This is a genomic window from Companilactobacillus kimchiensis (assembly GCF_001438805.1).
GTDB lineage: Bacteria > Bacillota > Bacilli > Lactobacillales > Lactobacillaceae > Companilactobacillus > Companilactobacillus kimchiensis.
Map to the genome: position 1 here is coordinate 56,915 of NZ_JQCF01000007.1, position 20,553 is coordinate 77,467.

The following is a 20,553-nucleotide window of genomic DNA, read 5'->3' on the forward strand; positions in this document are numbered from 1 at the left end:
CTTATTCTGAGGAGATTTGATTATGACAAGACAACGCGTTGTGGTTGCTTTAGGTGGAAATGCCATTTTAAGTAAGGATGCTAGTGCTAAAGCACAACAAAAAGCTGTTAAAACGACTTGTGAATCATTGGTTGAATTTGTTAAAAATGACCAAGATTTAATTATTACCCATGGTAATGGACCACAAGTTGGTAATTTATTATTACAACAGGCAGCTGCTGACAGTGAAAAAAATCCAGCTTTACCACTTGATACTTGTGGAGCTATGACTGAGGGAAGTATTGGTTACTGGTTCCAGAATTCCATGAAGGAAGTCATGTTGAAGGAAGGTATCAATAAACAAGTTGTGACTTTGATCACACAAACAATCGTTGACAAAGACGATCCAGCCTTTGAAGACCCTACTAAACCAATTGGACCATTCTATACAGAGAATGAAGTTCCAGCTTTACAAGCGGACCATCCTGACTGGACAATTGTGGAAGATTCTGGTCGTGGCTATCGTCGTGTTGTTCCTTCACCAAAACCAGTTGAAATTAACGAATATCCAGCAATTGAAGCAGTTTCAGCTGCCGGTGTAATTCCAATCGTTGCTGGTGGTGGCGGTATTCCAGTAGTGAAAGATGGCGACCGTTTGATTGGTAAAGAAGCCGTAATCGATAAGGATTTTGGTGCTTCTAAGATTGCTCAATTGGTTAACGCTGATAAATTGATTATTTTAACTTCTGTGGGGGGAGTATATTATAATTTTGGTAAACCAAATCAAACTGAAGTATTTGATGTTGGTGTTGATGAGATCCAAACACATATTGATAATGAAGAATTTGCTAAGGGTAGTATGATGCCTAAAGTTCAGGCTGCCGTAGCTTTTGTTCGAGCAACTGGTAAACCAGCTGTGATCGGTGCATTGGATGATGTTAAAGAAATTATTGCAGGTGATAAAGGTACAATTATTCACAAATAATTATTGTTATGAATGATTTTATGTGCTATCATACTTATGCAAATGAAGGATTAATTAATCAACAGATTTACAGCGAGGTCAAGTTTTGGTGAGAGTTGACTACTTCGAAGATTAAGTCGCACCCTTCATATAAAAATGAATAATCAATTAATGAGTGGATATTAATCAATTAGAGTGGTACCGCGGGAAAAATCTCGTCTCTTTCAATAGGACAATACGTCTATTGGAAGAGGCGTTTTTTTTATCTAAAGGAGGATAAATATGGATTTTAAACAACAAGTAGTAGATACACTAGTAAAGGTTTTACCAGAAGAGATCACTGAGGAACAAATTACTAATTTGATCGAAAAGCCAAAGACATCAGATCTTGGTGATTATGCTTTCCCAACTTTTATCTTGGCAAAGTCATTGCATAAAGCTCCAAATATGATTGCAGAAGACTTGGTTGGCAAAATTGATACAACTGGTTTTGAAAAAGTTGTTAACACTGGTGCCTATATCAATTTCTTCTTAGATAAAAAAGCCTTTTCAAATGAAGTTTTACATGAAGTTTTAACAAAGAAAAATGAATATGGTAACGCTGATGATGGTAAAGGACGTAATGTTCCTATCGATATGTCATCACCTAACATTGCTAAACCAATGTCAATGGGTCACCTTCGTTCAACTGTAATTGGTAACTCAATTGCTAAAATTATCACTAAATTAAACTATCAACCAGTTAAGATCAATCACTTGGGCGATTGGGGAACACAATTTGGTAAGTTGATCGTTGGTTATAAGATGTGGGGCTCAGTTGAAGAAGTTGAAGCTGATCCAATCAATAACCTTTTGAAATATTATGTTCGTTTCCATAAAGAAGCCGAAGATAAACCAGAACTTGATGACGAGGCTCGTGCTTGGTTCAAGAAGATGGAAGATGGCGATAAAGAATCATTAGCTCTTTGGTCATGGTTCAAGGAACTTTCATTAAAGGAATTCCAAACAATCTATGATAGACTTGACGTTCATTTTGATCACTTTACTGGTGAATCATTCTACAACGACAAGATGGACGCTATCGTTGACACACTTGAAGAAAAGGGTCTTTTAAAAGAGAGTCGCGGTGCTGAAATCGTTGATCTTTCTGAATATGACCTCTCACCAGCTTTGATCAAGAAAACTGATGGTGCCACACTTTACATCACTCGTGATTTGGCTGCCGCTAAGTACCGTAAAGATACTTTTGACTTTGTTAAATCACTTTATGTTGTTGGTTCAGAACAATCAGAACATTTTACTAAATTAAAGCTTGTCCTTAAGAAGATGGGTTACGATTGGGCCGATGACATCATCCATATCCCATTTGGTTTGATTACAACTGGTGGTAAGAAACTTTCAACTCGTAAAGGTAATGTTATCTTACTTGATAATGTGCTAAACGATGCCGTTGATCTTGCTAAGAAACAAATTGAAGAAAAGAATCCAGACCTAAAGGATAAAGATACCGTTGCTGAAGCAGTTGGTGTTGGAGCAGTTGTCTTCCATGATTTGAAGAACGATCGTCGTGATAGTTTTGATTTTAATCTTGAAGAAGTTGTTCGTTTTGAAGGTGAAACTGGTCCTTATGTTCAATATACTAATGCTCGTGCTTTAAGTATCTTGAGAAAAGCGGGCACTGTTGATTATGCTGATGCCAAAGATTTAGCCGTTACTGACCCTGAAGCTTGGGGAACAATCAAATTACTTCAAGATTTCCCTAATGTCGTGGAACGTGCCGCTAAGACTTTCGAACCATCAGTTATCGCTAAGTATGCATTGAAACTTGCTAAGAGTTTTAACCAATACTATGCTCACAGTAAAATTCTTGCTGACGATGAAGGCTTGAAAGCTAGACTTTCATTAGTTAAGTCAGTTTCAATCGTGCTTCAAATGTCACTAGCACTTCTTGGTGTTAAAGCTCCTGAAGAAATGTAGGGTGAACCGGTTTTGGATAGAAAACTTTTTAGCGAACTATCAGAAATGAAAACAACCACGCTAGATTTGGCGTGGTTGTTGATGGCAATATCATTTACATATTTAAATTATGAAACTTTTAATATTTTCTATGGTGTTCTCGGATTTTTAGCAGTGTTCTTCATTCATTTGTTTATTAACTTTCATAATAATTATATGGATTATCGACACTCAACTGATAAAGAATATCGTGAAAAAATCAGTACCATCGGTATTAACCGCGAATCATTGGCAATAGTCAGAAAATGGATGTACGGTTTGGCCATTTTTCCATTAATTATTGGGGCTTTCCTGGTTTACAAAACAGGTTGGATCACCTTGGCGATCGGGGTCGCTGGTGTTTTGATCGGTTTGATGTATTCAGCAGGTCCTAAGCCACTAAACTCCACAATGTTTGGAGAAATAGTGGTGGCTATTGCCATTAGCCAACTGATTCCAATAGCCTACTCCTATCTAGGGTTAGCGGGAACAGGTAAGTTTGATTCTAGTACAGCCATCTCGGTGATCCTAGTCAGTTTACCAAATACTTTTGCATTTCTATGTGCAGAGTTGAGTAATGGCACTTGTGACTTAGAAGAAGACCTAAAAAATGGTCGTTTTACATTGGTTAGTAAAGTAGGTAAAACCAATGCTTTGAATTTGTTTAAAGCTAGTTGGATATTAGCCTTCCTGTTAATTCCAATTTTAGCCTTAACGAGAGTAGTACCTTACATTACACTGTTAATCGTGCTACTTTACCCAAACATTTGGGACGATCTTCGTCCTTATCTGAAGGAACAAGTGAAAACCAAAACGTATCCTTTAGTAATCAAGGCTGTAAGTAAATTCTCTGTAACGTATATTTTATTGATCGCTGTCGGGGCGATGATTAAACTAGTTATGGCAGTATTCTAATTACAGTTATCCCAGAAAGAGTCTAAAAAATCACTCCTAAAAAATCTTTCTGAATATAAAAGAAGAGCTCACCTAATTGTCGGGATTAGGTGAGCTTTTTGGTTGCTAAAAAATAGCACATATTAAATTATACATATCTTTTGATAATTTTGCTTTAATTATTTTGGAGTTATTGCTAAAAGGTTGCTGAAAAGTCAGTTGATGCGCGAATAATAGCAATTTTCCATTTTTTTGATGAGGGTTGTATAAAGGATCATTAACGATGGGCCAACCATTGTAAGCCAAATGAACCCGTAGTTGATGAGTCCGACCAGTTAAGAGATTTAATTTTAAAAGGGCGTGAGTGGTATCCTGTTTGATGACTTCATATTTAGTGACCGCTTGAAGGCCAGTTTCAGCAATCATACGTTTGCGAACATCGTTAGGGTCCTGATCAATTGGTAAGTTGATCTCACCGGAGTCAGGAATTGGTTGGTCAAGATCAACCACAGCCAAATATTCCCGATGTAAAGTTTTGCTGCTTAATTGGCGATTAAAAATCGGGACTAAGTGGGGAGTTTTGGCAATCAAAACTAAACCAGAAGTTTCCATATCGATTCGGTGAACCATGTAGGGATGTCCATTTGTCAGATAAGTTTCAACGTCATTCATCAGAGAATCATTTTCAGTCATGATGTTGGGATGGGTTTTGCGGCCGGCAGCTTTATTTACGACGATAATGTCTTGATCTTCGTAAACCACTTCGATGGGATTATTTCCAGGTAAATAATGTTGTTCAGTTCGTGGTGGGAAATTAAAATTTAAGGTAATAAGATCATTGTCGTGGACGATCGTATTAAAAGAATGATATTTACCGTTGATCAAGACGTCTTCTTGGATCCGAAAAAAATGTTGCCATTTTTTGGGTATCAACCATTTCTTGAGCAGTTCTCTGATGGTCAAACTTTCATTATTTTCTTGATGATAAGTGATAGTTTTCTGGTACATTAAGCGTTTGCTCCTTAAAGATTATTCGAGTAACTTATTAATAAGTCCGATAATGTGATAAAATTTGTTCTTATACAGAGGTATTTAAATAATGAATAAAAACAATGGTTTTTGGGATTGGCTTAAACCCAAATTACTAGTTGCTTGGTCCTTTATTAAAAAATATTGGCATAGATTCCAATTGACACGTTGGTTGATTCTAATAATTTTAACAATAATTTTAATTTTAAGCAGTTATTGGACCTATAAAGCTAAGACATCTAATGTTGAAGATCTGCAATCATCATTGCAGACCAAGACAACCATCATGGATAAAGATGGTGCTGATGCCGGTCAATTATACGCTAATAAGGGTACTTATGTTAGCTATGATAAAATTTCCAAAAATATTCAAAATGCGGTAACTTCAACCGAAGATCGGACATTTTGGACTAATCCTGGATTCAGCATCAAAGGATATGCTAGAGCGGCTTTAGGATATCTGATCCATCACGGTATTTCTGGTGGTGGTAGTACTTTGACACAACAGTTAGCCAAGAACTCCCTTTTAACACAGAAACAAACTATTTCTAGAAAAGGTGAGGAACTTTTCTTAGCAATTGAGATCAATCATGTTTATTCCAAAAAAGAAATTATTACGATGTATTTGAATAATGCTTACTTTGGGAATGGTGTCTGGGGTGTCCAAGATGCTTCTGAGAAGTACTTTGGTAAAAATGCATCCGAATTAAATCCAGCCGAGGGAGCTGTTTTGGCCGGGATTCTAAGATCACCTAATTTTTATAATCCAATTGATAGTATGAGTAATTCCACCTCAAGACGTAATCTTGTTTTGGACCTAATGGTTCAAAACAAAAAATTAACTGCTTCACAGGCGAGCTATTACAAGAGTACGGCAATTGATGTTAATGATGGTTATGAAGTTAGCAGTTCTTATAAGTATCCTTATTTCTTCGATGCTGTGATCGATGAGGCTGTGAATAAATATGGTCTCAAGGAAGATGATATTTTAAATAAGGGTTATAAGATTTATACGACTCTGGATCAAAAGATGCAGAGTTCAATGCAAAGTTCCTTTGAAACGAGTTATCTTTTCCCAGGCAATGCTGCCGATGGAACTAAAGTTCAAGGAGCTTCAGTGGCAGTCAATCCTCAAAATGGGGGGATTTTGGCGGTCGTAGGTGGTCGTGGTGATCATACCTTTAGAGGTTTCAATCGTGCTACTCAAATGAAACGTCAACCAGGTTCAACTATCAAACCACTAGCAGTCTATACGCCAGCAATTGAAAATGGTTATAGTTATGATTCTGAATTACCAGATGAGGTAACTAGTTTTGGTAAGAATAAGTATACGCCAACGAATGCTGATGGACTTTATCAGGAATCAATGCCAATGTACAAGGCACTAGCTCAAAGTGAGAATGTGCCAGCAGTAGCATTGCTTGATAAGATCGGTGTTAAGAAAGGTGTCAATTCAGTGGAAAACTTTGGTATCAAAGTCCACAAGAATGATCAAAATTTAGCACTTGCCTTAGGTGGTTTGGAAACTGGAGTTTCGCCATTACAAATGGCTCGTTCTTATACAGCCTTTGCTAATGATGGTCGCCTTTCAAATACGCATTTTATTACAAAAATCGTCGATTCAACTGGTACGGTAATTGTTAATAATACTAATACCACTACTAAACAGATCATTAGTAAAAATACTGCTAAAGAAATGACTAGTATGATGTTAGGCGTCTATAACGAGGGAACAGGTAAAACCGCCAAACCAGCTGGTTATCAAATTGCTGGTAAAACAGGTAGTACAGAAGTACCTGATTCTTATGGCTATGCGGGAACAAAGGATCAATGGATGATTGGTTATACTCCAGATGTAGTAGTAGCTAGTTGGATCGGATTTGACAAGACTGATCAGAATCACTTCTTACCTGGAGCCAGTGAAAATGGCCTGTCAGCACTCTTTAAAGATGAAATGACTGGTATTTTACCAAATACCAAGGAAACTAGTTTTAGTGTCAAAGATGCTGCTAAATTAGCGCAGGAAAACACGACTGATACGGGTGATAATGATATTTCTAAATCTATCCAAGATGGTGTAAACAACGTTAAAAATAGAGCAACAGAATGGTATAATAGTATTAAGAACTTTTTTGGTCAATAGGAGGACTATATGAACATTTACGATAGCGCCAATACACTTGAACAAGACTTGAGAAAGACAACTGAAGTCGCTGAACTAAAGCTTGCTTTTGAAGCTGTTAAAGCCAACGATTTAGCTTACAAGCTTTTTGATAAAGTTCAAAACAAACAATTTGAACTACAACAAAAACAAATGCAAGGTCAAGAAGTTACTGATGACGATATTAAAGCCATGCGTGAACTAACAGACCAACTTTCAAATTACAGTGAAATCCAAAACTTGATGGAAAAAGAACAAAAAATGAACTCAATGATGGATGAATTGAACAAGATCATTTCAAAACCTATCGCTGAAATTTATCAAGATAAATAACAAGGACTTAGGGCTTAAGTAATTTGCTCAAGTCCTTTTCTTTTACAGGGGAGTTTAGAATGAAGTTTTTGCACGCAGCGGATTTACATTTAGATACACCTTTTATAGGAATTAGTGATTTTTCGAAGGAACTTCAACAGCAATTGAAGGATTCAACTTATCAGGCAGCTACTAAGTTATTTGAAACAGCCATTGCTGAACAGGTCGATTTTGTGATTTTGGCGGGAGACATATTCGATGACACTGATAGTTCTCTGAAGGCACAGATGTTTTTAAGGGATGAATTTGAAAAATTAAATCAAGCCGATATCAAGGTTTATTTAATTTACGGTAACCACGATTATTATCGGAATAATTTTGCCGTAGTTAATTTCCCTAAAAATGTTAAAGTATTTGGTCAAGATGTATCCACTGTGGCAATCAATACTAAGGATGGTCAAAGAGTTGGTTTGACGGGTTTTAGTTATTATCAACAACATATCCAACAAAGTATTGTGCAGGATTATCCTGATCGGGGTAACTTTGATTATCAAATTGGGATTTTACATGCTGGGGTTGGTGACGATAACTATGCTCCATTTCAAGTCAGTGATCTTTTGAAAAAGGGTTATGATTATTGGGCTTTGGGCCATATCCATAAACGGGAGATTTTACATGAAGCTCCTATGGTCGTTTATCCAGGTGATATTCAAGGCCGTAATCAAAACGAAACGACTCCTAAGGGCTTTTACATCGTTTCTGTAACCAATCAGGTCACACAATTAAAATTCGTTAAGAGTAGTATTTATACGTGGGATAAGGCCAGTATCAATGCTTTGGCTGACGATACGATCGATTCGTTGATTAATAAGATTGCCGATATGTTAGATCAATCCCAGACATTGATTACCTTGACGATTGATAATGCTCAAAATTTAAATAATGATGTAATTAAAACTATAAAACGAGACGAGATCCGGCAACATTTTGTAAATGTGACGACGAATGGAATCTTGTATAAAATATATTTAAAGTTCAATGATAATCCACAATTGGCTAAAGTTGATCAGAAGTATTGGGATGAAGCAGCAACTTCAACGCTTAATCTGGATAATATTAAGGATTTAGATAGTAAATTGTATGCCTCTGATATTATTCGAGAACATATTAATGAACCAGGCTTTTTAAGTTCTATTAAGGAGTTAACGAAAAATACAATTAATCAAAAATATACTGGAGAATAATCGTGAAATTAGTTAAAGCAAATGTATACGGTTTTGGAAAATGGGTCGACCAAAGATTTAACTTTGAACAAGATTATCAAGTTATTTTTGGTGCCAATGAAGCCGGTAAAACAACGCTTTTGAATTTTATAAAAAGTATTCTTTTCGGATTTGCTTCTGCTCGAGGTGAAAATAAATATTTACAATATAAACCTAGAAACAGTGGTAAATATGGTGGAGAGTTGGAGTTAAAAGCTGACGATGACAGTTTGTGGATGATTCGACGGATCGAAGGTAAAGGCGACGGTGAAGTAACCCTCTTTCATGATGATCAACAGGTGCCTACAAGCTTTCTTTCGGAGATTATCGGTAGTTTCACTAAAGATGATTTCGAGAATACTCATGTTTTTGATGATAAGGCTATCTTATCCATTTATGGATTGGATGAAAATAAATTAGAGACCGAAGTTATGTCAATTGGAGCTGTCGGCAGTAAAGACTGGTTGGCAACAGCTGACAATTTGAATCATCAGGCTGATGATATTTATAAACAACGTGGTCAGAAACAGCCTTTGGTCGTTAATCTAAAAAAGCATGATGAACTTATTGAAGAAAAAGCCGAGATTGAAAACCAGCAACAAGCTTATCAGCGTGTCAAAACTCAACTTGAAAAGACTCAGGCGGATTTTGATGATAATGAAGTCTTATTAAAAAAAGTCAGTGAAACTGAGAATGATCTGCGTAATTTAGATAAGAAATGGTCGCGGTATGAACAACTTCAACAAAAGAATGATCCTAATAAAGAGGCTGACCAAATCAGTAGCGATGATTGGGAAAATGTTTTAAAAGCAAACCAGGAACTCAGTACGTTGAAGGAAACTCCACTGACTAATAAGGCTTCAGAGTTGAATAACGTTGAAAAGGCTGTTTTAAATAATTATCGAACGAATCAAAATCAATTGAATTATATTCGTAATCAAAAATTTGAATTACAAAATTTACAGTTTCATCGAGATGATATGAATTCCAAACTTTTGAAAGTTGATACACAGGTTGATCAGCTTTTTAAAAATCATACTCAATTGTCGGAACAGATGCGGCCATTAACAACCGATGAAATCGATCAGATAACTCCACAAGCCAATAAAACTAATAATTTACCCTTGATGGTCTTAGGAGTAGCAGTTGTGTTGGCCTTTGTAATTGGAAATCCTTTACGGCTATTATTTGGTCTCGTAGCCATTGCCAGTGCAGTTTGGTATTGGTATCAGATTCGAATCAAGAATAACAAAATGGCTTTGAGTAATTTTCCGTTTTTGGAACAAAAGGGGTATGCTAATTTACCTCAAGAAACGATTCTTAGTTTGCAAGGGACGGTAATTGCTCTGGATAATTTTCGGGGTACTCAGAACGGACTTAGTGATGGCATCAAGTCGATTGAAGTGGATTTGAATAAATGGCGTAAAATTTTAATTGAATTGAATGTTTTGGATGAATCTTATAAGAGTGATAATTATAATGAGCAGATCGAAAAGTATTTTGCCCGTTTGGATCAAATCAAAGCCAAGGCTGACCTATCAGAACAAAATGCAATCGAAACACAAAAAATTACGGTTGGACGCAAGCAACGTTTAGATAATTTGAATGATAATATTGAACAAATTTTACAGAAGTATGATGCTATAAATATGGATTCATTTATTCGAATGCATACTAAACAGGTTGAAAATCAACAAGTTATTACTCAAATCAATCAGGATAAGGATTTCTTGGGAAATGATCTATCAGAATTGAAAAAGTATGCTAGTCATGAAGCTCTGACCAAAGAATTTGTTCAAGCAACGAATAAGAAGTCAGAACTTGCCGATAAGAATAATGAATTGAGTCGTCAGATGGGTTCTTTGAAGGAACAGATGCAGCAGGTCTTTGATAATGCTCAGTACCAACATATCGTAGCTGAATTGGCTCAAAATAAGGCTGATATTTTGGAGAATTATGATGAATGGATCTCTCAGAAATTAGCTAGTAATTGGATTCGTCAGATGTTAAATATTGCTACGGAAAATCGTTATCCAAAGATGATTGAAAAAGCTACGCAGTATTTTTCACTTTTAACTAATAATAACTATGTCAAAATTGATTTTGACAAAAAAGATATTTTCGTCACTAGTGCTAAAAAGAACCGCTTTGATGTTCACGAATTATCCAAGGCCACAACTATTCAGCTATATTTAGCTTTACGTTTAGCATTTGTAACTGAAATTTCGGATTTAATTAAATTACCGATTTTAATTGATGATGCCTTTGTTGATTTTGATATTTCTAGAACTGAAAATGTTTTTAAATTGATTCAAGAAATTGCTAAGAGTAATCAAGTTATTTATGTGACAGCTAATCAACCTGATAATATTCCAGCAGACCATATTTTGAAATTGGGGGAAGAGAATATTGCCTAAACATATAATTGATTTTAATAAAGGCGACAACATGAGTTTGGAAGTTATCATTAAGCGTTCTGACTTTCGTTTAGCTAAAAATGGTAAAAATTTTATTTCATTAGTTTTTGAAGATAAATCAGGTCAAATTCCTGGTAAATATTGGGATGCCAGTGAAGAAGATGCTGAGAAATTTCATGTTGGCACGATTGTTCAACTTGAAGGGCGTAGAGATCTGTATCAAGGCAAGCCACAAGTTAATATAACCCGTTTAGGATTACTTGACGCTGATACAGTTGACATGTCACAATTCGTGCAGACAGCGCCGATTAAGCGGTCTGATATGGAAAATGAGTTTGATGATGTCTTTCTACAAATAACCAACGGTGCTTGGAATCGGATCGTTCGTTATTTATTCAAAAAATACCGTGACCGTTTCTTTACCAGTGCGGCTGCTAAAAGTAATCATCATGATTTTCAGGGCGGCTTAGCGTACCATACTTTGAGCATGGTAAGGATGGCGGAAAATATCTCTGATCAATATCCACAGATCAATCGGGCTTTATTGATTGCAGGAGCTTGTTTGCATGATTTCGGTAAGATTATTGAGTTATCAGGTAATCTTGATATTGAATATACCTTTGAAGGTAATATGTTAGGTCATATAACTATTATTGATGAGGAGATCGTTAAGGCAGCTCAAGAACTTGACATTAGTCTTGAAAGTGAAGATATGATTCTTTTAAGACACATGATCTTATCTCACCATGGTTTGCTAGAGTATGGTTCTCCAGAACGACCTAAGATTTTGGAAGCTGAAGTGTTGCACAATATTGATATGATGGATGCTTCGATTAATATGATTAGTAAAGCTTTGGATAAGACTGAAAATGGAAACTTTTCAGAACGAATCTTTGGTTTAGACAATCGTGCTTTTTATAAACATAGTTAAATTCAAAAATCCCGTCATAGTTATAAATGAAATTTTTTCATTTATAACTATGACGGGATTTTTTGTAGATTAATTATTGATAACGAAGTGAGTCGCTGGTAGTGATTTTTTGTAAATGATCAGTATGAACACGATAAAATCCGGTTCGAATATGCTGATGATAATATTTATGCATGCCTTTAGTAAAACTCTTGTCGTACTTTGGAATCACGATGTACTGATATTGATCGATATCTTTACGAAAATTTATTTTCGATTTACTAAAAGTTGCTTGGCCAGTGGCATTGTTAGTGAAAAAGTAATAATTTGCCAAGAAACCAGTGTAATAAGTTGTTACTTCAACTTTCTGAGGGTCTACAATTAGAATCTTAACATCATTTTGTTTCGTCCATGGGCGTGCCACCTTAGTTAACATAACTGGCATGGTGCGTCGATTATAGTTGTTAGTGAAGGTAGTTCCATTGATTTCAGAATACATCATAATAACGGCAAAGAACATAACTAAAAAGGTTGCCAATTGATATCCATTTTTAGTCCAGATAGAACGGAAATTTCGGGGACTACGTTTGGCTAGATTTTGTTCATAGTAGGTTTCATCAATTATATAGACTAGACACATAACACCGATAAAAAGGTTCAAAACTACAACGGTCGACATGTAACGTTCAAAACCATCGAGAGTAATAGCTTCGGCGAAGGGCATGGATAAAACATACATACCTAATAGACTAAAGTAATAAAGTAAGGTGATTAAATCTAACCATCCTAATAGTTTCAAGAGTTGGTTAGGATAATGACAAACATATTTGATGACTGCCCAAGCAATAATCAAACCGATATTTAAAACTAAAAATCCCTGTGTTGAAAGAGATCCTAGGTTGAAAATTTGATGTAAAAAAGCTTGACCAATACTAATGAACCCTTGCAAACCATCATGTGCTAGTTGACTGTGATAAGCGGCAGCATTGATTTCGTGTTTAGAGGAGCTAAAAGTCATATGAACATGAATTTCCCACCAGATAAATGGTAATGCTGCCAATAAAAAGGTTCCTAAAAATTGTCCAAGTATTTTTAAGGTTCGTTTAAACCATCGTTGGGGAACTGATTGTTTGATAAGGGTGTATAAATAATAACAGGCAATAACAATGACAAAAAAGGCGGCTGAATTTTTAATTAATAAGAGTGAACCACTGAATAATGCCACATGAGCAGTTAACATCTTAGGACGACTGCGATAAATGAAAATACCGACTAAAGCTGCCACAGTGATAATAGCCAGCACATAATCAACTAATAGATTGTTCAACCGAATATTAATATTAAAAACGTAGGAGATGGCAATTGTCAGACAGAGCAACATTGAATTTAGACCACGGGAACGATCACGTAAAGTTGCAAAAATTGTATAACTGGCTGCCCAAATCAAAATAAATTGGGCAACCAACATATTACCTTCATGAAAACCTGTAAAGGTAACGAATTGAGTTATGAATAAGGCCGTAGCTGGTGGATAAGAAGTAAAAGAAATGATAGTATCTTGTGCCCCTGGTAGGTGCCCAGTGAAGGTCAAGAATTTTACAATGGTTGCCCAATGAGAAAAGTTATCATAATGGATCAATGGACTGTGTAATAAAACTAAGGCCATTACAGTGCCCAAAAAAATCATCCAAGCATCAAACAGATGCATTCCTTCATGATGAATACTAACTTTTCCTAAATAACCCAAAATCAGCCGGGCAATTAATAAGATAACACCTAGTATTGTGACGCCCCAAATGCCAAAACGAAGCAGATTGAGCATGGCAAAGAAGTACATTAACATGATTTGTACTAAAATGGCAGTGATCCAGGTGAAGTATGGGTTAACGTGTAATAAACGTAACGTAGCACTGTAGCCGATCAATGATAATCCGAAAAAAAATAATCCCAGTATTGCCAAAATAATTCCTACTTTCATAATATTAATGCATGCGAACTAACCCTTGTTTAGTAACTTTGAATAGACCAGTAACAACATGTTGGTGAAAAACTTTTTCTGTTAGAACAGTAAAAGTTCGATGAGTTTCGGGAATCGCAACATATTGGTAACCTTCAATGGCTTGTTTAAATGCTTTGGGAGTCATCATGAAATTTTCTTGACCAATGGCATTATCAGTAAAGTAGTAGTAACGCCCAACATAACCAGCGTAATAATCATTTACATCAACTAGTTCTGGATCAACAATTAAAATTTTGTTGTGATTCAAATGATTCCAAGGTTTAGAAATTCGTTTCATTTGTAAAGGTAACGTATTGTGGTTCATTTCATTGGAAAATTTGGTTCCAGTAACTTCTGAATACATCATCGTAATAGCGAAGAAACCGACGACCAGAGTAGTTACTTGATACATATTTTTAGTGGCAGCACTTTTAAAGGCTTGGGTGTTACGTTTTTGAAAGTTTTGTTCAAATTGTAATTTATCGAGGACTCTGACCAAACAAATTGCCGCAATAAATAAATTCAAAATGACGGTACTAGCCATATAACGCTCGAAACCATCTAAGAGGATTGCTTCAGCATATGGCATTGATAGAATATACATTCCAAACAAACTTATATAATAGGTGATAAAAACAAAATCAAGTAATAGTGCAATACCAAGTAGATTATTTCGTTGATGCTTGTAAATACGGACTACTAACCAAGTAGCGATTAGCACAACATTGATCATGATAATACCCTTAGTTGAAAGTGAATTCAGACTGGTGATTTGTTCGATGAATTTGTGAGCAATCTTTAATAAAGCTTGATGACTTTCACCATTTAATTGTTTGGAATAGGCTTGGGTACTGATTTGGTGTTTGGAAACAGTAAAGGTACTTTTAACATGCTGATTCCACCAAGCAAAGGGTAAATAGCCAACGCCTAAAGTGATTACAAATTGAATCGGAACAGTGATCAGACGTTGCCACTTCCAATGATGATTGGTAATTAGGGTATATAGGAAAAAAATGGCAATCATAATGACGAAAAAAGTTGCCGAATTTTTGACAAGTAACAAAGAAGCTACAAAGATAGCTACATGCGAACATAATAGAATTGGCTTTTTACGATAGACATAAATTCCTACTAAAGCGGCGATTGTAATAATCGGTAAAACATAATCGACTAACAAGTTATTCAAACGAATGGCAATGTTAAAAACGAATGAAATTGCTAAGGCAAAACAGAGAATAAAGCTAGTTAGGGCCCGCGAGCGATCCCGTAGACCAGCAAAAATGGAATAAGCAGCGCCCCAAATTAAAATAAATTGGGCGACCAACATAGCACCGTCACTAAAACCGACCCAGTGAACGAATTGAGTGATAAATAAAGCTGTAGCAGGTGGGTATGAAGTAAATGAAATCAACTTATCAGCGGCACCTGGTAAATGCCCGGTAAAAGTCATGAATTTAACCATTACCGCCCAATGTGAAAAGTTATCATAGTGGACTAGGGGGCTGTTCCAGAGCACTTGTCCGGTAGCAATCCCCAAACCAATCATCCAAAAATCAAATAAATGAATTCCTTCAAACTTTAGTTGCGCTTTACGGAATAAGCCCATTACAAACCATAAGATTGATAAGGCGATTCCCAGATAAGTGACGAATTTAATTCCTAGATTCAACCAACCGGTCATTGCAAAACCATATAATATTAAGATTTGAATTAGCATAGAAGTGATCCAGGCTAAATAAGGGCTGACGCCAATTCGACGAACGGTACTGATATAGCCCAGTAAGCCGACGGCGTATAAAATAAACCCAATCCAATTTGACATAAAGATGCTTCCTCCTAAAATCGATTAAAACGACTACTTATTTTGCGTTCAATTGTTCGTGCTCGAACAACCAAGTTCATATATAATTCATCGAATGGTGTGACCCAAGTATCTTGAACGCTTGGTAAAGTCGTATTAGCGCCATCATAAATGATTTGTAAATAATGATCTCGATTCTCATCTTCGGGCATTTGGACTTGAACACTATAAATTGCTGTATCACCACGATGACTAATTCGAGCTACTTTACCGGTCAATTGAATATTGAACTGTTGGTGTTGCAGACTGAATTTAATGTCGTCACCTTCAGCAATATCATCAACAGGGCCGTCGGTAGTTTTAAATGCGATACCACCTTCAGAAACATCTTCAGTAAGAATCGCATGCCAGGTTCCATCTTTAGACTGAACTTTGCCGGTTACTTTCCGAATAAAACGTTCACTCTTGCGATAAACGGGACGTCCGAGTGAAATGAACAAACACATGCTTAAGTTGATAAAATGCATTAATAACCAAAAGGTAATAACACTTCCAACTAAAATCTCTGAGACATATTTACCATAGTTAAATTTGATGATGGCAATGAGGGTAACAGTCCATAGAATCAAATAAGGTAAAATATACAATTTATCCTTGATTGAATAGGTGACATCTTTTGAAGTTACTTTGAATTTTTTAGCTTTGATCCCTAAACTTTCCAAAATAACGGGGATGAATAAATAAGGAGCAAAAAAGGTTTCTTGAACTTCTCCCCAACGTTCATTTCGAATTTTAGCATTATCGTGCATGACGGAAGTATCACCCATAACGTAATGTAACAAGAAATATCCAGGAGCCCAAATAACCATCAGAATCCAAAAGTTAGCATTAACTACTTGGATTTTAAAAAGGGCATACAAAATAGGAGCGGTCATATAAATCATTCGTCTAAAGAAGGCCCACCAATAGAAGTAAGTATTAAGAAGAATAATCCGGTTCATCATAGTCAGATGGGGGTTGGTGAAGATATGTAAATTGCGACAACTTTGAATAACGCCTCGAGCCCAACGGGTTCTTTGCTTAATCACACCTTTCATATCAATCGGTGTGATACCACTGGATTGTGGAACTTTGGTGGCTAAACTAATATAACCAGCCATATTAAGCATAGTGCCTAATTCAAAATCTTCAGTGATGGTATCAGTGGGAAAGCCACCGACTTCATCTACAGCCGAACGCAAAAAGACAGCATTAGAGCCCGTAAAGAGGGCTCTTTTATTACCACCATTTAGAATATTGACATCTCTTGAAAAAAAATCTTGTTCGTTGGGGATGATTTTTTCTGAGAAAAGATTGAATTGGAAAATATCAGCGTTGTAAAAACTTTGAGGGGTCTGAACGAAACCTAATGGTTCTGTATGATCAGGGTCATCTTTTAATTGTTGAAAGTTTTCAGTAAATAATGGAACAGTATTGCGTAAGAAAGTTGAAAAAGGAATCATATCAGTATCAAAGATGGCAAAGAGTGGTGAATGAAGTTTTGCCAAGGTATGGTTGATGTTACCTGATTTAGCTTGCTTATTATTTTCCATGCCAGAATAACCTACATGATAATGTTTGGCTAGAGCCTGGACCTCAGGACGGTTTCCATCGTCAGCGACGACAATATGGACTTTACTTTTATCAGGATAATTGAGATAAGTAGCCGCATTAATGGTTTTGCGCAGTAAATCGACATTTTCATTGTGAGTTACGACGATAATATCAATATCTGGTAGGGGCTGTTTAGGTTCGTAGTTTGGGATAATCAAATTCATCTTTTTCTTAGTTGATAGCATACGGAAAAAAATTAGAATAAATCCTGTTGCGTTGGATAAGATTTCACTAATTACCAATAATAATGCAAAAATCAAAGTGAAAATATTAGCGTGCCAAGGAATAGTAAAGAAAATTCGCCATAGTAGATAGATTATTGATAGAGCAATGGCCAGAAAATAAATAAAACGGCGCTTGTTAGACATGTTGAGGTACCTCTTTAAAGATAAAATCACGTTGAACTTGATAGCTAATAATGAAGAGAATGAAATCAACAATCACTTTTGCCATAGTTGGCATCAGTTGACTGTTAGTAACTGGGAAGAGTGTAGTTAGAGCATTCGTAAAGAAACCCGAAGCAATCATTTGTACGATAAATAAACATCCGTATTTTAGAAAAGTCTGGTGTCCAGCATGATTAAAGACGACATGATGATTAATGGCGTAGTTAACTGTTGAGGACAGGACACGTGAGACAACGGTTGCGATTAAAATACTATTTAAAATATGATTTCCAATAAGAAAAAGAACCAGGTAAAATAGTCCGATATCGATGATAAAGGAAAAAAAGCCACTGGCAGCAAATTTGAAAAAACGCGCATAAATGGCAATGGAATCACGAATTACACGAAAATGTGATGACGAATTACCATCTAAGTAAACTGTTGGAATTGGTTGTTCAACTACTTGAATATTATATTTTTTTGCTTGAAGTAACATATCAAATTCAAATTCAAACCGATCTCCAGGGAAATTAATTAGTTCAGCTGTATAATCCATGGGAATTACTCGCAAACCAGTTTGCGTATCGGAAATATTTTGATGAGTTAATAAACGAACTAAGTTACTAGTCAAAATATTTCCAAATTGACTACGAAAAGGAATGGCATTGGTAAAATGTCGGACTCCAATAACTAGCTGATTGGGATTCAGACCGAATTTATCAAGACAGCTACTTAAAGCGGCAACGGTATGTTGGCCATCGGAATCCATCGTGGCAATGCCGTTAAGGGCAGGAAAGTTATGTTGAACATAGCTAAAACCTGTTTTTAAAGCTGCGCCTTTACCAAGATTAGTTTTGTGATGGAGCAAGGTTAGATTTGGCAATGATAATTTTAATAATTGTTGAAAAATTTGTTGATGCGCAGTGTCACTACCATCGTCAATGATAATGATATGTTCAATAATTTTTTCCAAGGATCTTGTACTGATAATATCTTGGATCAAAGTAATTAATTTATCGTCCGGATTGAGTGCCGGAATAATAACACCTATTTTTAACATAGTGACCCCCTCGCCACATAAAAGTTCCTCTAAAAATATGTTCGAATTATTAATTTATTTATTTTAACGTATCACATTAAATGACCTGATTACATGTCATTAGGAGATATTTATTTAATTAAAAGTTCAAGTTAAGTATAAAAAATAAACCTACGTTAATGATAACATTCTGAGTACAGGGATACATGTTAATATAATAATATTGATATGAAATATTATTATATGATATTTATGGCTTTTAGGGAGTTAATAATTTGACTGGTTTATTGGCGTACTATTATTAAAAAACACAAAAAAAATTCACCAACGAATTGTAAAATTCGTCGATGAATTTTTTTGATTAGAATAAGGTAGTCCAAATTAATTGGAGATTTAAGATGACAAGAATAATTGCTACGATCCAAGATAAATATTTCACCCAAGGTCGATTGGCAAATGGTCCCATTAGTTTCTTATCACTGGTAAACATGATCAAGGGAATCATAGCAAATGGTAGGGCAATTGATAAGAAGACTTGTGATAAGGTCAAAAGTCCCTCAATTTTAGCTTCATTACCCTTGTAATAAATGGCAAAGGCCAAAACAGGAATGATTGAGATCAAACGTGTCAAAAGCCGTTGTGCCCAAAGGGGCATTTTCAAATTAATGAACCCTTCCATGATTATTTGTCCAGCTAAGGTTCCAGTAATAGTAGAACTTTGACCGGAAGCTAGCAAAGCAATAGCAAATAGCATACTCAACATTGGACTAGCAATAGCACCAACAATTTTAGAATTGCTGAGGGCATTGAATAGATCAACGAAACGTCCTAGATCACTGTTAGTTCCATAGAATAAAGCAGCACCTAAAATCAATAACAAACTGTTAACTACAAAAGCTAATGTTAATTGAATATTTGAATCGGCAATTGTGAAACGAATTGTTTTTTTAACTGAGTCGTGATCATGAATATCATATTTACGTGTTTGTGAAATAGATGAGCCAAGGTAGAGATCATGGGGCATGACGGTCGCTCCGACAATACCTAAAGCTAAATACAACATAGGTTGATTAGTTAAGATTTGTGCACGGGGAACATAACCGTTTAAGACGCCTAAGGCGTCTGGCTTTGATAAAAAGACTTCATAAGCAAAAACTAAAAGAATAACAGCTACTAGGGTAGCGACAATAGCCTCGATCTTATGAAATCCTAAACGCATCAAGAATAAAAGAATTAAAACATCAAAGGCTGTGATTGTAATACCAACGATCAATGGAAAACCAAAGAGCAATTCCAAGGCGATACCGGAACCAATAATTTCCGCCACATCAGTAGCCATAATGGCTAATTCAGTAATGACCCAAAGGATAAAGCCACTGACTTTAGAAGTTCGTTCACGAGTCAATTGAGCCAAATCACGTCCGGTAACGATACCTAAACGGGCCGACATTGCTTGGAGTAACATCGCAATCAAACTGGAGAGTAAAACGACACTCAGTAAGGTGTATTTGAATTGAGCACCACCACCGATTGAGGTGATCCAGTTACCAGGATCCATATAACCAACGGCAATCAGAGCACCGGGGCCAGTATAGGCTAGAAGTGTTTTGAAATAACCGGCATTCTCTGGCACATCAATCGAACCATTGATTTCATCCAAACTCTTATGCTGCGTACCAGTACCCTCAATAAATTTTTCGTGCTTTTTTTCTTCTTTGTGCTTCAAAATGATAGCCCCTCTTTCTGTAGGTA

Annotated in this window: 14 protein-coding genes; 8 read left to right on the forward strand and 6 right to left on the reverse strand. The window is 35.9% G+C overall.

Going from position 1 to position 20,553, the window contains the following annotated elements; genetic code table 11:
• Window positions 1-22 precede the first annotated feature (22 nt).
• The 3 genes from arcC to IV57_RS05265 all read left to right on the forward strand — a co-directional run bounded on the left by arcC (window position 23) and on the right by IV57_RS05265 (window position 3,853).
• The gene (gene arcC, locus IV57_RS05255; RefSeq protein WP_057880453.1) at window positions 23-964 is read left to right on the forward strand and encodes a carbamate kinase; all 942 of its coding nucleotides are present in this window, start codon (window positions 23-25) and stop codon (window positions 962-964) included.
• Between the two features lie 261 nt (window positions 965-1,225).
• Window positions 1,226-2,920, forward strand: coding sequence for an arginine--tRNA ligase (gene argS / locus IV57_RS05260; RefSeq protein ID WP_057880454.1), 1,695 nt, complete (start codon window positions 1,226-1,228; stop codon window positions 2,918-2,920).
• Between the two features lie 12 nt (window positions 2,921-2,932).
• The gene (locus IV57_RS05265; protein ID WP_057880455.1) at window positions 2,933-3,853 is read left to right on the forward strand and encodes a prenyltransferase; all 921 of its coding nucleotides are present in this window, start codon (window positions 2,933-2,935) and stop codon (window positions 3,851-3,853) included.
• Between the two features lie 105 nt (window positions 3,854-3,958).
• Here the strand turns inward: IV57_RS05265 and IV57_RS05270 are convergent, their stop codons facing one another.
• Complete coding sequence (locus IV57_RS05270; RefSeq protein WP_083488898.1) at window positions 3,959-4,840, reverse strand: RluA family pseudouridine synthase; 882 nt, start codon at window positions 4,838-4,840, stop codon at window positions 3,959-3,961.
• A gap of 91 nt (window positions 4,841-4,931) precedes the next feature.
• On the opposite strand from IV57_RS05270, the gene IV57_RS05275 reads away from it, so the two are divergent.
• From IV57_RS05275 to IV57_RS05295, 5 genes are read left to right on the forward strand one after another with little or no spacing between them, the layout of a single operon-like run.
• The gene (locus tag IV57_RS05275; protein ID WP_083488899.1) at window positions 4,932-7,004 is read left to right on the forward strand and encodes a PBP1A family penicillin-binding protein; all 2,073 of its coding nucleotides are present in this window, start codon (window positions 4,932-4,934) and stop codon (window positions 7,002-7,004) included.
• A 9-nt stretch (window positions 7,005-7,013) separates the two neighbouring features.
• Window positions 7,014-7,355: a YlbF family regulator gene (locus IV57_RS05280; protein WP_057880456.1), complete on the forward strand. Its 342-nt coding sequence runs from the start codon at window positions 7,014-7,016 to the stop codon at window positions 7,353-7,355.
• 59 nt (window positions 7,356-7,414) lie between these two features.
• Entirely contained in the window at window positions 7,415-8,578 is a 1,164-nt protein-coding gene (locus IV57_RS05285) for a metallophosphoesterase family protein (RefSeq protein ID WP_057880457.1), read from the forward strand.
• 2 nt (window positions 8,579-8,580) lie between these two features.
• Window positions 8,581-11,013, forward strand: a complete 2,433-nt coding sequence (locus tag IV57_RS05290; RefSeq protein ID WP_057880458.1) for an ATP-binding protein — start codon at window positions 8,581-8,583, stop codon at window positions 11,011-11,013.
• On the forward strand, window positions 11,006-11,944 hold the full coding sequence (locus IV57_RS05295) for a 3'-5' exoribonuclease YhaM family protein (protein ID WP_057880459.1): 939 nt from the start codon (window positions 11,006-11,008) through the stop codon (window positions 11,942-11,944). The genes IV57_RS05290 and IV57_RS05295 overlap by 8 nt, the downstream gene beginning before the upstream one ends.
• A 73-nt stretch (window positions 11,945-12,017) precedes the next feature.
• On the opposite strand, the gene IV57_RS05300 is transcribed toward IV57_RS05295, so the two are convergent.
• The 5 genes from IV57_RS05300 to IV57_RS05320 all read right to left on the reverse strand — a co-directional run bounded on the left by IV57_RS05300 (window position 12,018) and on the right by IV57_RS05320 (window position 20,527).
• Window positions 12,018-13,883, reverse strand: a complete 1,866-nt coding sequence (locus IV57_RS05300) for an ABC transporter permease (protein ID WP_057880460.1) — start codon at window positions 13,881-13,883, stop codon at window positions 12,018-12,020.
• 22 nt (window positions 13,884-13,905) lie between these two features.
• A complete protein-coding gene (locus IV57_RS05305; RefSeq protein ID WP_057880461.1) occupies window positions 13,906-15,744 on the reverse strand; it encodes a hypothetical protein in 1,839 nt (612 codons plus the stop codon).
• A 14-nt stretch (window positions 15,745-15,758) separates the two neighbouring features.
• The gene (locus IV57_RS05310; RefSeq protein ID WP_057880462.1) at window positions 15,759-17,744 is read right to left on the reverse strand and encodes a glycosyltransferase family 2 protein; all 1,986 of its coding nucleotides are present in this window, start codon (window positions 17,742-17,744) and stop codon (window positions 15,759-15,761) included.
• Window positions 17,737-18,822, reverse strand: a complete 1,086-nt coding sequence (locus tag IV57_RS05315) for a bifunctional glycosyltransferase family 2/GtrA family protein (RefSeq protein ID WP_057880463.1) — start codon at window positions 18,820-18,822, stop codon at window positions 17,737-17,739. The genes IV57_RS05310 and IV57_RS05315 overlap by 8 nt, the downstream gene beginning before the upstream one ends.
• A 340-nt stretch (window positions 18,823-19,162) precedes the next feature.
• The gene (locus IV57_RS05320) at window positions 19,163-20,527 is read right to left on the reverse strand and encodes an Nramp family divalent metal transporter (RefSeq protein ID WP_057880464.1); all 1,365 of its coding nucleotides are present in this window, start codon (window positions 20,525-20,527) and stop codon (window positions 19,163-19,165) included.
• Window positions 20,528-20,553: the final 26 nt, after the last annotated feature.